We start from the raw sequence: 13,326 nt of genomic DNA, 5'->3' as shown, positions 1-13,326 counted from the left end.
AATATTACCCAATCAACGCCCAGTTTTTGCGCAATTCATGTACCGCGTAAATAGAAAGACCCTGCGAAGCAGGGCCTTTCAGTTTCCAACTTAATTGTCGGTTTCCAACTTAAATGATCGTGATCAGCACCTGCGCTTACTTGGCGTAGTCCTCGGTCGGGATGCAGGAGCAGAACAGGTTGCGATCGCCGTAGACGTCGTCGATGCGGTTGACCGACGGCCACAGCTTGGCGGCGCGCACGGCGTCCGACGGGAACACTGCCTCGGCGCGGCTGTAGCCACGATTCCACTCACCGTCCATCACGTCATCCTGGGTATGCGGAGCATGGACCAGCGGGTTGTCGGCGAGGCTCCAGTGGCCGTCCTGCACCTTGGCGATCTCGGCACGAATGGCGGTCATCGCCTCCACGAAGCGGTCCAGCTCGCGCTTGGATTCAGACTCGGTCGGTTCGACCATCAGGGTGCCCGCTACCGGGAAGCTCATGGTCGGCGCGTGGAAGCCGTAGTCCATCAGGCGCTTGGCCACATCCATCTCGCTGATGCCGGACGCTTCTTTGAGCGGGCGGATATCCAGGATGCACTCGTGAGCCACCCGACCGTTGCGCCCGGAGTAGAGCACGGGGAAGGATTCACCCAGCTTCTTGGCCAGGTAGTTGGCGTTGAGAATGGCCACCTGGGTGGATTTCTTCAGCCCCTCGTCCCCCAGCATGGCGATATACATCCAGCTGATGGGCAGGATGCTGGCCGAGCCGAACGGTGCCGCCGACACGGCGCCGTTGTTGCGGCTCTCCTTGTCGGTCTTGACCACGGCATGACCGGCCACGAACGGTGCCAGGTGTTTCTTCACGCCGATGGGGCCCATGCCCGGGCCGCCACCGCCGTGAGGAATGGCGAAGGTCTTGTGCAGATTCAAGTGAGAGACATCCGCCCCGATAAAGCCCGGCGCCGTCAGCCCGACTTGCGCATTCATGTTGGCGCCGTCCAGATAGACCTGACCACCGTGCTGGTGAACGATGTCGCACACCTCCTTGATGGTCTCCTCGTACACCCCGTGGGTGGAGGGATAGGTCACCATCAGACAGGAGAGCTGATCCCCCGCCTCGGCGGCCTTGGCGCGCAGGTCGTCCAGATCCACGTTGCCCGACTTGTCACAGGCGGTGACGATGACCCGCAGGCCCGCCATCTGGGCGGAGGCCGGGTTGGTACCGTGCGCGGAGGCCGGAATGAGGCAGATATCGCGATGCCCCTCGCCGCGGGACTCGTGGTACTTCTTGATGGCGAGCAGACCGGCGTATTCGCCCTGGGCGCCGGAGTTGGGCTGCATGCAGACCGCATCGTAACCGGTCACCTTCACCAGCCAGTTTTCGAGGTCGGCCAGCAGCAGCTGGTAACCCTTGGCCTGGGCCAGCGGAGCGAACGGGTGCAGCTTGCCAAACTCGGGCCAGGTCACCGGGATCATCTCGGCGGTGGCATTGAGCTTCATGGTGCAGGAGCCCAGGGAGATCATGGCGTAGTTGAGGGCCAGATCTTTGGCTTCGAGACGGTGGATGTAGCGCAGCATCTCGGTCTCGGAGTGGTACTTGTTGAACACCTCGTGGGTCAGCACGGCGTCGGTGCGCAGCAGATCCTGCGGGATGGCGTGATGGGCCTGGGCCGCCTTGTCGAGGGCCTCGATGTCCAGGCCGTGGCCTGCGCCCAGGAACAGCTCGAACAGCTCGGCCACATCGCCACGGGTAGTGGTTTCAGAGAGGGAGACACCCACCGCACCATCCAGATCCGCGCGCAGGTTGATGCCGAGCCCCTCGGCCTTGGCGATCAGCGCAGCCTTCTCGGCGGTCTGTACGGTCAGGGTATCAAACCAGCTGGCATGCTTGAGGGCCACGCCCTTGGCCTTCAGACCGAGCGCCAGAATGGTGGTCAGACGGTGCACGCGGGAGGCGATGGTTTTCAGTCCCACCGGGCCGTGGTAGACGGCGTAGAAGCTTGCCATGTTGGCCAGCAGCACCTGGGCGGTACAGATGTTGGAGTTGGCCTTCTCGCGGCGGATATGCTGCTCGCGGGTCTGCATCGCCATGCGCAGAGCGGCCTTGCCGCGGGCATCCTTGGAGACGCCGATGATGCGACCCGGCATGGAGCGTTTGTAGGCATCGCGGGTGGCGAAGAAGGCGGCGTGCGGGCCACCGTAGCCCATGGGCACGCCGAAGCGCTGGGCCGAACCCAGCACCACGTCGGCCCCCAGCTCACCCGGGGATTTGAGCAACAGGAGCGACAGGATGTCGGCGCTGACGCAGGCCAACCCTTTCTGGGCCTGCACCGCGGCGATAACCGCCCGCAGATCTTTCACTTCCCCCGTGGTGGTGGGGTACTGGAACAGGGCACCGAACACCTCTTCGGCGCAAGCCTGCTCGGCCGGGCCGACTGCCACGTCAAAGCCGAAGTGGACCGCCCGCTCCTTGACCACGTCGATCACCTGGGGGTGCACGTCGTCGGCCACGAAGAAGAGGTGGGACTTGGACTTGGCCATCCGCTTGGCCAGCGCCATCGCCTCGGCGGCGGCGGTCGCCTCATCCAGCAGGGAGGCACTGGCCAGATCCATGCCGGTGAGATCCAGGGTCAGCTGCTGGAAGTTGAGCAGGGCTTCGAGACGGCCCTGTGCCAGCTCGGGCTGATAGGGGGTGTAGGCGGTGTACCAGCCCGGATTTTCCAGCACGTTGCGCAGGATGACGTGGGGCACGTGGGTGTCGTGATAGCCCATGCCGATGTAGCTCTTGGCCACCTTGTTCTGGGCGGCATAGCCCTTGAGCTTGGCCAGCGCTTCCACTTCGGTCATGGAGGCACCGATGCCGAGCGGGCCCGGCCGGCGAATGGCGGCGGGGACCGTCTGCTCAATCAGATCGTCCAGGCTCTCGGCGCCCACCACGGCCAGCAGGGCGCGCAGATCTTCCTCACCCGGCCCGATGTGACGGCGGATGAAATCGGTTTTTTGCTCGAGTTCAAACAGTGACTGGGTCATTTCCCTATTCCTGATAAAAAGTCCTGATAACTAAGTGCCTGACAGCCAGCCTCGGCCGGCTTCACTCATGTTCGGGTGGCAGAGTGGCCCCTGCCGGCACCGGATGTCGCTCATAGCGACAGGGGGTCGTCTTGTGGCTGCCCGGTTTGCCGCGGGCAAACCGGGACGGACGACTTCACCCTCACCGGCCGGCCTCCTGGCCGACGGGCATGCATACAAACGGGCCCTGCGCGATTGGCAGGGCCCGGGGGCATTACTCTTCGTCCACCACGTTCTGGTAGCCTTCTGCATCCAGCAGGTTGGCAAGCTCGCCCGCGTCATCCAGCTTGATGCGGAACAGCCAGCCAGCACCGTAGGGGTCGGAGTTGACCAGCTCGGGGCTGCCTTCCAGCTCTTCGTTGACGGCCAGGATCTCGCCGCTCACCGGGCTGTAGATGTCAGAGGCGGCCTTGACCGACTCGGCCACGGCGCAGTCATCACCGGCACCGACCTGCTTGCCCACTTCCGGCAGATCGACGAACACCATGTCACCCAGCAGCTCCTGGGCGTGCTCGGTGATACCGACCACGGCCTCGCCGTTGGCTTCGACACGGATCCACTCGTGGGAGGTGGCATATTTCAGTTCGCTCGGGATATGGCTCATTTGTGCTTCCTTTATTCACTTGGATCACTTGTCCCCGGCGCGTTCGACAGGCGTTGCCGGGGCAAGGGGGTCTGGCGAAGGGCAGTCCCTTCGCCGCAATGGGGTCGTTACACCAGCTTCTGGCCGTTGCGCACGAAAGCCGGCTTGGTCACTTTCACGGTGACCAGCTTTTTGCGGATCTCCACCGAAGCCTGCTCGCCGATATCACGGGGCACCCGCGCCAGGGCAATACTGTAGCCCAGAGTGGGCGAGAAAGAGCCGGAGGTGATCACACCTTCCCGCTCTTCTCCAGCGGCGGTGGTGAAGGTGACCGGCATGCCGCTGCGCAGCACGCCCTTCTCTTCCATCACCAGGCCCACCAGCTTGGGCTGGCTGCCGGCGGCTTTCTGGGCTTCCAGCGCGGCGCGGCCGATGAACTGGCGATCGCTCGGTTCCCAGGCGATGGTCCAGGCCATGTTGGCGGCCAGCGGAGAAACGGTTTCGTCCATGTCCTGGCCGTAGAGGTTCATGCCGGCCTCGAGGCGCAGGGTGTCACGGGCACCCAGGCCGCAGGGGGCCACGCCGTTGTCCAGCAGCGCCTGCCACAGATCGCACGCCTGCTCTTGCGGCACCACGATCTCGTAACCGTCTTCACCGGTATAGCCGGTGGTGGCGATGAAGAGCTCGCCGGCCTGCACACCGAAGAAGGGCTTCATGCCTTCCACTGCGGCATTTTGCTCGGCGCTGAACACCTTGGCCGCCTTGGCCTTGGCGTTGGGCCCCTGCACCGCGATCATGGCGAGCTCTGGGCGCTCGGTCACGGTCACCCCGAAGTCCTGGGCATGGTGGCGGATCCAGGCCAGATCCTTCTCGCGGGTGGCGGAGTTGACCACCAGGCGGTAGAAGGTCTCGCCAAGGTAATAGGTGATGAGGTCGTCGATGACGCCGCCTTCCGGGGTCAGCATGCCGCTGTAGAGGGCCTTGCCGAAGAGGGTGAGCTTGGCCACGTCGTTGGCCAGCAGGTGTTGCAGGAAGGCTTTGACCCGCTCGCCGGTCAAATCGACGATGGTCATGTGGGAGACGTCGAACATGCCGGCATCAGTGCGCACCTGATGGTGCTCTTCCAGCTGTGAGCCGTAGTTGATGGGCATTTCCCAACCGTGAAAGTCCACCATCTTGGCGCCGGCTTCCAGGTGCTTGGGATGCAGTACTGTAGTCTGGATCATCGCTGTGTTTCCTTAAGCGTTCGCGACAACACTCACGATCCGCCCCGCCCGGCCGCCCTCCGGCGGTTCACCGGGGTCGCAGCAAGAGCAGAGAGTGCCTGAGTCTGTGCTCGTTCCGGCCCGCAAGGCCGGAGTGATTCCTTGAACGCAGCGGATTATATGCCAAGCGGACGCGCATGCCGCTCAAAAAAAACTAATCCACCGCCAGTCAACAGACTCCAGACACTAAGGTAAAAACAGTGATAAAAACAGACCAAACTCGGTAATGACGATATTAAATTTCGATTTTTACCGTTTCGTCACAATTTGAAGAAAAACGTTTCGCTGCCAGCCCAGATTAAAGGCTGATACCCAAACCGGGTCATCAGCCTCCTCACATTAGTTTTGTTGTGAAAACACCCGAGTATTATTAGATTTTTTCACCCTTGGCCAGCGCGGGCAGCTCCCCCTCCAGCCCCATGGCGGCCCGGATCACGCTTTGCTTGAGCGGCGTCAGCAGATCGAAGGCGCACAGGCCCGCCCCGCGCACCAGCTTCTTGAGCGGGTTGGCACCGGCAAACAGCCGCTTGAGCCCCTCCATCGCAGCCAGCATGCTGGCCGCCTCGCTCTTGCGCCAGCGTTCGTAGCCGCGCAGGTTGGCGAGCAGACCGATATCCTTGCCCGCCGCCTGATTGCGCAGGATCTGCTCGGCCAGGGCGGCGGCGTCCAGCAGCCCCAGGTTGACCCCCTGCCCCGCCAGCGGGTGTATGGTGTGAGCGGCATCCCCCACCAGCACCAGCCGTTCGCGGGCAAAGTCACGGGCATAGCGGGCGGTGAGCGGGATGGCGCTGCGCGCCCCTTCCACCTGGCACAGGCCGAGGCGGCCGTCGAATGCGGTGGTGAGCTGGCGGTTGAACTGCTCGTCGTCGCACTGACAGAGCGCCTCGGCACGAGCGGCCGGCAGCGACCAGACGATGGAGCAGAGATCCGGTTGCCACAGGGGCAGGAAGGCGAGCGGCCCCTCGGGGGTGAAGATCTGACGCGCCACCGCTTCGTGTGGCTCGGCACAACGCACCGTCGCCACCAGGGCATGGTGGCCGTAATCCCAGCTGGTGAGCGGAATGTCGGCCTGCCGACGGACCCAGGAGTGGGCACCATCGGCCGCCACCACCAGTTTGGCCGACAGCGCGCGGCCATCTTCCAACAGCAGCAGGGAGCCCGCCTCGCCGCTTTGCAGGCTGCTCGCCCGGGCCGGGCTCAGCAGCTGGATGTTGTTGGCCCCCTCGATAGCGTCCAGCAGCGCCAGCTGGATGACCCGGTTCTCGACGATGTGGCCGAGCTCGGGCTGGCGCAGGCTGGCGGCATCAAACGCGATCCGGCCAAAGCTGTCCTGCTCCCACACCTCCATCTGCCCGTAGGGCTGCAGGCGGCGGGCCTCAATGCCGCGCCAGGCGCCCACCTGCTGCAGGATGAGCTGACTGGCCAGACTCAGGGCGCTGACCCGGTTGTCCGGCGCCTCGTCAAGCGCGGGAGCCGGCAACCGGCCCTCGACCACGGCCACCTTGAGCGCACTCCCCTTGAGCGCGGCGGCGAGCCCCAGGCCCACCATGCCGCCCCCCACAATCACCACATCCACGTTTTGCATCTGCATCGTTTTATATCCTTTCAGGGCTGATCGCCGGGATCAGCGAGGGCACGCCCGAAGGCTGACCCCTTCAATACGCAAGCTGTGACCAGTCTCAGGGGCGGCACAGGTCGGCAACAAAGCCCAGGGTGCGAGAGGCCAACGGCGCCTTGAGGCAGTCCAGCCGCCCCATCAGGGAGAGCGCCAGGTTGCGGCCCGCCACCAGCGGGTCGTGCTCATTGGAGAAGAGCTGGGCCAGCGAGGAGGTAAGCCAGACCGTCTGCGCCTGATCCCCCTTGCGCTGCTGCCAGTAACCGTTTAGCACCTTGAAGCTGCCGATATCCTCCCCCGCCGCCAGGGCCTGACTGACGGCGCGGGTGAGCAGGTCCAGGTCGCGCATGCCGAGGTTGAAGCCCTGGCCGGCAATGGGGTGCAGCAGATGGGCAGCGTTGCCCACCAGCACAGTGCGCTGGGCCAGCGGGTAGTCAGCCACCGTCAGCACCAGCGGATAGACGTGGCGCTGGCCGGTTTGCAGGAAGCGACCGAGGCGCCAGCCAAAGGCCTGCTGCAGGCGGGCCAGAAAGGTGGCGTCATCGAGCGCCATCAAGGCCGGCGCCTCATCCCGTGCCACGCTCCAGACCAGGGAGGAGAGCCCCCCCTGCATCGGCAGCAGCGCCAGCGGCCCCCCTTGGGTGAAACGCTCGAATGCCTGGCCGGCCGGATCCTCGGCCGTCTTGACGGTGGCGATGATGGCGCTCTGGCCGTAGTCGTGGCGGCTCACCGCCAGCTTGCACTGCTGGCGCACGAAGGAGTTGCCGCCATCGGCCGCCACCAGCAGACGGGTCTGATAACGCTCGCCACTGGCCAGGGTCAGGTTCACCCCCTCCGTCAGCGGCTCCACCCGTTCGAGCTGGGCCGGACACAGCATGCGGATCTGCGGGCAGGCAGCGATCGCCTGTTGCAACTCGATGCCCGCCGCCGACAGCTCGATCACCTGGCCGAGAGCAGACAGGCCATACTCGGCGGCCGTCAATCCGGTCTGGCCGAAGTGGCCCCGATCCGACACATGAATGCGGGTGATGGGGCTGCAATGGGGGGCAAAACGGGGCCAGAGCCCGTGCCGGGCCAGCGCCTCGCAGGTGCCGGCGGAGAGCGCGATGGCGCGGGCATCGAAGCCGGGGTGTGCATTGAGCTCGGGGGCGCTCGCCTCCAGCAGCAGGATCTGCAGGGGCTTGGGCCCTGGCAGGGCCGCGAGGGAGAGCGCCAGCACAGCGCCGCTCATTCCACCACCGACGATGGCCACATCGACGTGGTTCAGATCAGATTGAGACATGAGATCAGGGGAAAAGCTGAAAACGTGGGGTCATGCTAACACAAAGCGTGGGGTCGGGATGCGAAGCCACGGGCAAAAAAGCGCAGTCCCTGTCGTTACTTGCCTCATCACAGCCGGCCGGCGCGGGCAACATCCAAATGTAAAAAGAGCACCACCTGGCGCTCTTTTTCGGACTTGCTCGACTCAGTGCAGGGTCGGCGGGGTGCTCGGGGCATCCGGCCGCTTGCCAAACTCCTCGAACGCCATCATGACCCCGAGGCGCACGTGTTCGTAGAGCACCAGGAAGGAGGCTTCGTTCTCTTCATCTTCCTGATCGAACTCGGCAGAGACCTGGGTGATGCTGGCGATGTCCTGGATCATCTCCTGCAGCTCTTCGGAGGCCTTGGAGAGCTCCTGCTGCACCACGCCGAAACCAGCCAGAAAGGCCTGGGACCAGTCCACCAGCGAATCGATGCGCTCGTCGAGGGGCGCTTCGTCGCTTGGCAGCAGCAGCTCGACCCCTTTCTGGGCCATCAGGCTCTCGATCACCTCATGATAGAGATCGGTCATCACCTGGCGCACCGGGGCCGGCAGACCGAAACCGTCGTTGACCAGATCGTTGAAATGGGGCAGCCAGCTCTTGTCGTCCAGAGCCACACCACCGCACACCAGACCGCAGATCACGCCATGGGCCTCTACAGCCGTTGCCATCAGCTCGTGCTGTTCCATCAGGTCGGCCACGGCCGCGTATTTCAGGGGGTTCGTTTTGCTCATCGAAGATCCGCTCAAAGTTCAGGCAAATATGCAGAATTAATGGTCAGGATCCTAGCATTCTCCCCCTTCCAGAGCCAGCAAGGCCTTGAAACTTCTGCATCTGCGCTATATAGTCCCGCCCAGTTGTCCACGTGGATAAAGGCGGAATGACACTCCGCCGTATTGAGGAAGGCATGAGCACAGAGGCCGTAGAAATCGTCATTTTGGGACGTCCCTACAAGGTATCCTGTCCCCTGGGACAGCAGGATGCCCTGCGCCAGGCCGCCGACCAGCTGACTGATAAACTCATCGAGCTGCGTCAACGCTCCAAGGTCTCCAGCAATGAACAGCTGGCGGTGATGGCAGCACTCAATTTCTGCCATGAGCTCTGTCTTGAAAAAGACAAGAATCACCAATACTCTGAGACCATGGACAAGCGGATCAAGATGCTGCAACGCACCATCGAAGCGGCCTTGATCGAGCACGGACAATATGGCGAATCCAGCGACGAAGGCGTACAACCCTAACTCGCAACGTTTTTGAAATTCCCTGGGGTGTTTGTCAGCCGGTTCAAGTCCCCGAGCCGATATTCATACCAAACAGGGGATCTGCCTTCTGGCTATTGCGCATGCTCGGCACGACCGAGAAGCCTGCGGTCAGATCCGATCCCCGCCTTGAACCGACGGTTCAAGGGCCCAAACCGGCAACGGCATCTCCGGGGTACCAACAGCAAAAAGCCCGTCACCAGTGTGACGGGCTTTTTCTTTGCCTGCGCGGCAGTCCCCTCCCCTGCTTCCGTCACCCGGCATATCAGCCCCCAGCGGCGGCCCATAAAAAACCCGCCAACTCGGGCGGGTCTTTTCACATCATTAGGCTCACACGGCCATCTGCTCGTGGGGCGAACCGTGGTGGCGCAACCAGAGGAAGCTCAGCGCCACGATCAGCACCATCAGTGTCATGATGGCGCCCAGGGTCACCTGCCCCTCCATCGGGAAGCAGGCCGCCAGCAGGGTCACGATGCCGGCCCCCAGATTCTGCATGCCACCGAGGATGGCACCGGCGGTGCCCGCCTGGCCCGGGAAGGGTTCGATGGCGCAGGAGGTGGCGGTCGGATAGAGGATACCGCTACCGATGAAGTAGACGGCAGCCCCACCCACCAGGGAAGCAGCACTCACTATCCCGAACAGACCGGGCAGCAGGATGATGAGTGACCCCAGCGCCAGGAAGGCGATGCCAAGGCGCATCAGCTTGCCCTGGCTCAGGCGAAAACTCAGCTTGGCGGAGAGCCAGGCACCGAACAGATAGCCGGGCAGCGGCAGCACGAACAGCACGCTGACGGTACGGGCACTCAGCTTGAGCACGTCGCCCAGCAGCACGCCGGCGGCCGCTTCAAAGACCGCCAGACCGGCGAAGGTCGCCATCAGGCAGAGCAGGTTGCCCTGAAAACGCGGGTTGCCGAGCACGTGGCGATAGGCGGCACCTACTCGCAGCGGCTGCTGACGGGCCTCCTCTGGCAAGGTTTCGACGAACCAGGCCAGTATGGCCAGGGTCGCCACGGCGCCAAAGCCGAACAGGAACCAGTAGCCCGCACGCCAGTTGAACAACTCGGTCAGCCAGCCACCCAGCACGGGGGCCAGCAGCGGGGAGAAGATCACCCCCATGCTGACCAGGCTGTTGGCCCGGTTGAGCTCGGCGCCGGTGTAGCGGTCGCGCATCAGGGTGCGGCTCATGGCGCCGCCGGCCCCGGTCCCCAGCCCCTGGATGAAGCTGCCCGCCAGCAGCGCCATGAAACTCGGGATCAGCTGGATGGTCAGGGTACCCACTAGGAACACCATCATGCCGATGATGATGATGGGGCGACGGCCGATGCGATCCGACAAGGGGCCGTAGACAAACTGGGAGAGGCCGTACGGGATCAGGTAGCAAGCCATCACCGCTTGCAGCTGGCCGGAGGCCACGTTGAAGTCCCCCGCCATCATGGGAATGGAGGGCACGTAGAGGGTCTGGGTCATCTGGCCCACAGCGACCATCAGAATGGTCAGAAAAAACAGCGGATAAAAACTGTGCCGATACATATCTCAGTCCCGAAAAATCATCGAAAAGCTGCCCGCCTCTGGCAGAAAACCGCAGAGGGGATCCAACAAACAGGGTCAATCAAAGGTGAAAACTCAAGGCGGAGAACCCGCACCGGCCGGGAGCAGGACACTCCCATGGCTTGCCGTCATCTTAGTGATTCAGATCACGAAAAACGAACGAATCTTTATAATCAGCTTTCCTTAGTTTTTCTAATGTGACGGGGTTTTAGGCCCCGTCAACGATAAAAATCAACGCGTTACCATCTGCTGGGCCTGCTTGACCAGATCTTCCGGCTTCTCGTTGCGCGGCGGTATGGTGATCCCCTTCTGGCAGGCCGGCTTGTCAGCCATCCGGTCCATCCAGGCCTGCAGATGGGGCAGCCCCTTGATGGAGATACCGCTCCAGTCATAGATACGCACCCAGGGCCAGGTAGCAATGTCGGCGATGCTGTACTCGTCGGCCAGATACTCGTGCTGGGCCAGATGGCTGTCGAGCACCTCGAACAGGCGGCGTCCCTCCTTCTGATAGCGTTCGATGGCGGCCGGGATCTTCTCCGGGAAGTAGCGATAGAAGACGTTGGCCTGCCCCATCATGGGCCCGACCCCACCCATCTGGAACATCAGCCACTGAATGGCCTGGGAGCGGCGCTTGGGATCCGCCGGCAGCAGCTTGCCTGCCTTCTCGGCCAGATAGAGAAGAATGGCACCCGACTCGAACACCGCGAAGTCCCCGTTGTCCCGATCGACGATGGCTGGAATGCGACCGTTGGGGTTGATGGTCAGAAACTCGGGTTTCTTCTGATCCAGCGCCGACAGGTCGAGCGCAATGACACGGTAGGGCAAGCCCAGCTCTTCAAGGGCAATCGCCACCTTGAAGCCGTTTGGGGTGGCTGCGGTATAAAAATCGATCATCATGGACTCCTTGTGATTCACACATTGGCACAGGACGGACAGGGCCTCGCCCATGTCGGCCAGAGAAATGAAGCGGGATGGACAACATGGACATCCCCCGGCCTGAACATGACGAAGCGGCACAATACCGGTCAGTTATGACAAATATTGTGCCGCTTGAACAGCCCGGCGCAGAGAAGGAAGAGCCTAGTTGCACAGCCCCATGGGTTGACGCTGGCGCAGCAGAATGAGGCGGGAAAGCAGCGGGAAGTAGGACTCCAGCTTGTTCAGCAGCACCCGACTGCAGGCAGGATCGGCAAGTTCAGACTCTTCCAGCACGATGCCGTTGGAGACAAAATAGAAGCGCGGGTCCCGCACATCCGGCCCCTGAATGGTGAGAGTACCGTCTCCCTTGCGCATCAGCAGCGGCAACACCGGCAACCCGAAGGTGTCGCTGTTGCGCTGCCAGGCAAACTCGGGCCAGGCCGCATCCCCATCCAGCAGCAGGATGGCCGCCTCTTCCTTGCCAGGTTGCCAGTGGGATGGCTGGGTAATGGTTAGCTCGTTGAAGTAGTCGCCGTATCCGGTCGAGTTCCGCAAGGCGGCCAGCAAACCCTGGGTGGAGGTTGCCGACGGTTTTTGACTCACTAATGACAAATTCATGATCCACGTCCCTATGCTCAAGGCAGCCTGTTATTCGGCTGCTGCCCATAAGACTAGACCAAAAAGAGCCTATATTGGAGCCGTCAGATCTGGCAGTCGCCAAGGCCGGAGCGATAACGTATAACAGTTGCCATTGTCGAAAAGACTGGTATGATACCGCGTCCTTTTATTCCCCCGTTCTTTAACATCCAGTGGTGAACCTATGCATCCGATGCTGAATATTGCCGTGCGCGCTGCGCGCAACGCCGGTCAAGTAGTAGTAAAAGCCTTTTCTCAACCCGAGAACATCGAGGTTATCCAGAAGGGCAGCAATGACTTCGTGACCAACGTTGACCGTGAAGCCGAAGCGGCCATCATTCACACCATCAAAAAATCTTACCCGGAACACAGCATCGTGGCTGAAGAGTCTGGTGAGATTGCCGGTACCAATCCGGACTACCAATGGATCATTGACCCACTGGATGGCACGACCAACCTGGTCAAAGGCATTCCGCACTTTGCCGTCTCCATCGCCCTGCGCGTCAAGGGCAAAACCGAACAGGCCGTGATCTACGACCCGATCCGTGATGAGCTGTTCACTGCTACCCGTGGCAGCGGCGCCCAGCTGAACGGTTACCGCATCCGTGTCGGCAAGGCTAAAGAGCTGGCCGGCACCATCCTGGCCACCGGTTTCCCGTTCAAGCAGAAGCACCACATCGAGCCGTACCTGAAGATGTTCCAGAGCATGTTCATCGAGTGTGCCGACATCCGTCGTGCCGGCTCCGCCGCGCTGGATCTGGCCTATGTGGCCGCCGGTCGCGTCGACGGTTTCTGGGAAATCGGCCTCAAGCCCTGGGACACCGCTGCCGGTGAGCTGCTGGCCAAAGAGGCCGGCGCCATCGTCACCGACTTCGTCGGTGGTCACAACTACGAGAACTCCGGCAACATCGTGGTGGCCAACCCGCGCGTCCTGAAAGAGATGCTGGGCAAGATCCGCGAAGAGCTGCCGGAATCCCTGGCCAAGTAAGCCAGCACTACCCGCACTCATCAAAACCCGGCTCAGGCCGGGTTTTTTTATGGCGCTGTCCCAATTATGTGTTGGAAGGCTAATCTGGAAGTAGGTCATCACCATGAGGACCTCCATCATGGATACCCCAGCCTTCCAACACCTGTTGTCCCTCTTTCCATT

At 62.3% G+C, this 13,326-nt stretch carries 11 protein-coding genes and 1 other RNA gene; 3 read left to right on the top strand and 9 right to left on the bottom strand.

The genetic code is table 11. The features are described from left to right. Nucleotides 1–136 precede the first annotated feature (136 nt). The 6 genes from gcvP to ACB033_RS14855 form a co-directional block, all read right to left on the bottom strand. Nucleotides 137–3,013: an aminomethyl-transferring glycine dehydrogenase gene (gene gcvP, locus ACB033_RS14880; protein WP_139725143.1), complete on the bottom strand. Its 2,877-nt coding sequence runs from the start codon at nucleotides 3,011–3,013 to the stop codon at nucleotides 137–139. Between the two features lie 253 nt (nucleotides 3,014–3,266). After that, a complete protein-coding gene (gene gcvH / locus ACB033_RS14875) occupies nucleotides 3,267–3,656 on the bottom strand; it encodes a glycine cleavage system protein GcvH (RefSeq protein ID WP_010634317.1) in 390 nt (129 codons plus the stop codon). Nucleotides 3,657–3,763: 107 nt separating this feature from the next. Further along, nucleotides 3,764–4,861, bottom strand: a complete 1,098-nt coding sequence (gcvT, locus tag ACB033_RS14870) for a glycine cleavage system aminomethyltransferase GcvT (protein ID WP_005299702.1) — start codon at nucleotides 4,859–4,861, stop codon at nucleotides 3,764–3,766. A 409-nt stretch (nucleotides 4,862–5,270) separates the two neighbouring features. Beyond that, nucleotides 5,271–6,491 carry an FAD-dependent 2-octaprenylphenol hydroxylase gene (locus tag ACB033_RS14865; RefSeq protein WP_162519858.1) on the bottom strand — a complete coding sequence of 407 codons (1,221 nt, stop codon included), beginning with the start codon at nucleotides 6,489–6,491 and terminating at the stop codon, nucleotides 5,271–5,273. A gap of 88 nt (nucleotides 6,492–6,579) precedes the next feature. Continuing rightward, nucleotides 6,580–7,797, bottom strand: a complete 1,218-nt coding sequence (ubiH, locus tag ACB033_RS14860; RefSeq protein WP_139725142.1) for a 2-octaprenyl-6-methoxyphenyl hydroxylase — start codon at nucleotides 7,795–7,797, stop codon at nucleotides 6,580–6,582. Between the two features lie 183 nt (nucleotides 7,798–7,980). Further along, the gene (locus ACB033_RS14855) at nucleotides 7,981–8,550 is read right to left on the bottom strand and encodes a UPF0149 family protein (RefSeq protein WP_005299696.1); all 570 of its coding nucleotides are present in this window, start codon (nucleotides 8,548–8,550) and stop codon (nucleotides 7,981–7,983) included. Nucleotides 8,551–8,723: 173 nt separating this feature from the next. Between ACB033_RS14855 and zapA the strand changes: the two genes are divergently transcribed. Continuing rightward, nucleotides 8,724–9,056, top strand: coding sequence for a cell division protein ZapA (zapA, locus tag ACB033_RS14850; RefSeq protein WP_005299694.1), 333 nt, complete (start codon nucleotides 8,724–8,726; stop codon nucleotides 9,054–9,056). A 16-nt stretch (nucleotides 9,057–9,072) separates the two neighbouring features. Continuing rightward, nucleotides 9,073–9,255: non-coding RNA, 6S RNA (ssrS, locus tag ACB033_RS14845), on the top strand. 149 nt (nucleotides 9,256–9,404) lie between these two features. Here ssrS and emrD read toward each other — a convergent pair. The 3 genes from emrD to ACB033_RS14830 all read right to left on the bottom strand — a co-directional run bounded on the left by emrD (nucleotide 9,405) and on the right by ACB033_RS14830 (nucleotide 12,158). Further along, nucleotides 9,405–10,604, bottom strand: a complete 1,200-nt coding sequence (emrD, locus tag ACB033_RS14840) for a multidrug efflux MFS transporter EmrD (RefSeq protein ID WP_005299692.1) — start codon at nucleotides 10,602–10,604, stop codon at nucleotides 9,405–9,407. A gap of 249 nt (nucleotides 10,605–10,853) precedes the next feature. Next, nucleotides 10,854–11,516: a glutathione S-transferase family protein gene (locus ACB033_RS14835; RefSeq protein ID WP_139725141.1), complete on the bottom strand. Its 663-nt coding sequence runs from the start codon at nucleotides 11,514–11,516 to the stop codon at nucleotides 10,854–10,856. A gap of 186 nt (nucleotides 11,517–11,702) precedes the next feature. After that, nucleotides 11,703–12,158: a hypothetical protein gene (locus ACB033_RS14830; RefSeq protein ID WP_017765933.1), complete on the bottom strand. Its 456-nt coding sequence runs from the start codon at nucleotides 12,156–12,158 to the stop codon at nucleotides 11,703–11,705. Nucleotides 12,159–12,360: 202 nt separating this feature from the next. Between ACB033_RS14830 and suhB the strand changes: the two genes are divergently transcribed. Next, nucleotides 12,361–13,164: an inositol-1-monophosphatase gene (suhB, locus tag ACB033_RS14825; RefSeq protein WP_005299686.1), complete on the top strand. Its 804-nt coding sequence runs from the start codon at nucleotides 12,361–12,363 to the stop codon at nucleotides 13,162–13,164. Nucleotides 13,165–13,326: the final 162 nt, after the last annotated feature.

The organism is Aeromonas sp. S15(2024) (assembly GCF_041402265.1).
Taxonomy (GTDB): domain Bacteria; phylum Pseudomonadota; class Gammaproteobacteria; order Enterobacterales; family Aeromonadaceae; genus Aeromonas; species Aeromonas dhakensis.
Note: the sequence above shows the minus strand (reverse complement) of the source record. Positions and strands in the feature narration are given on the sequence as shown.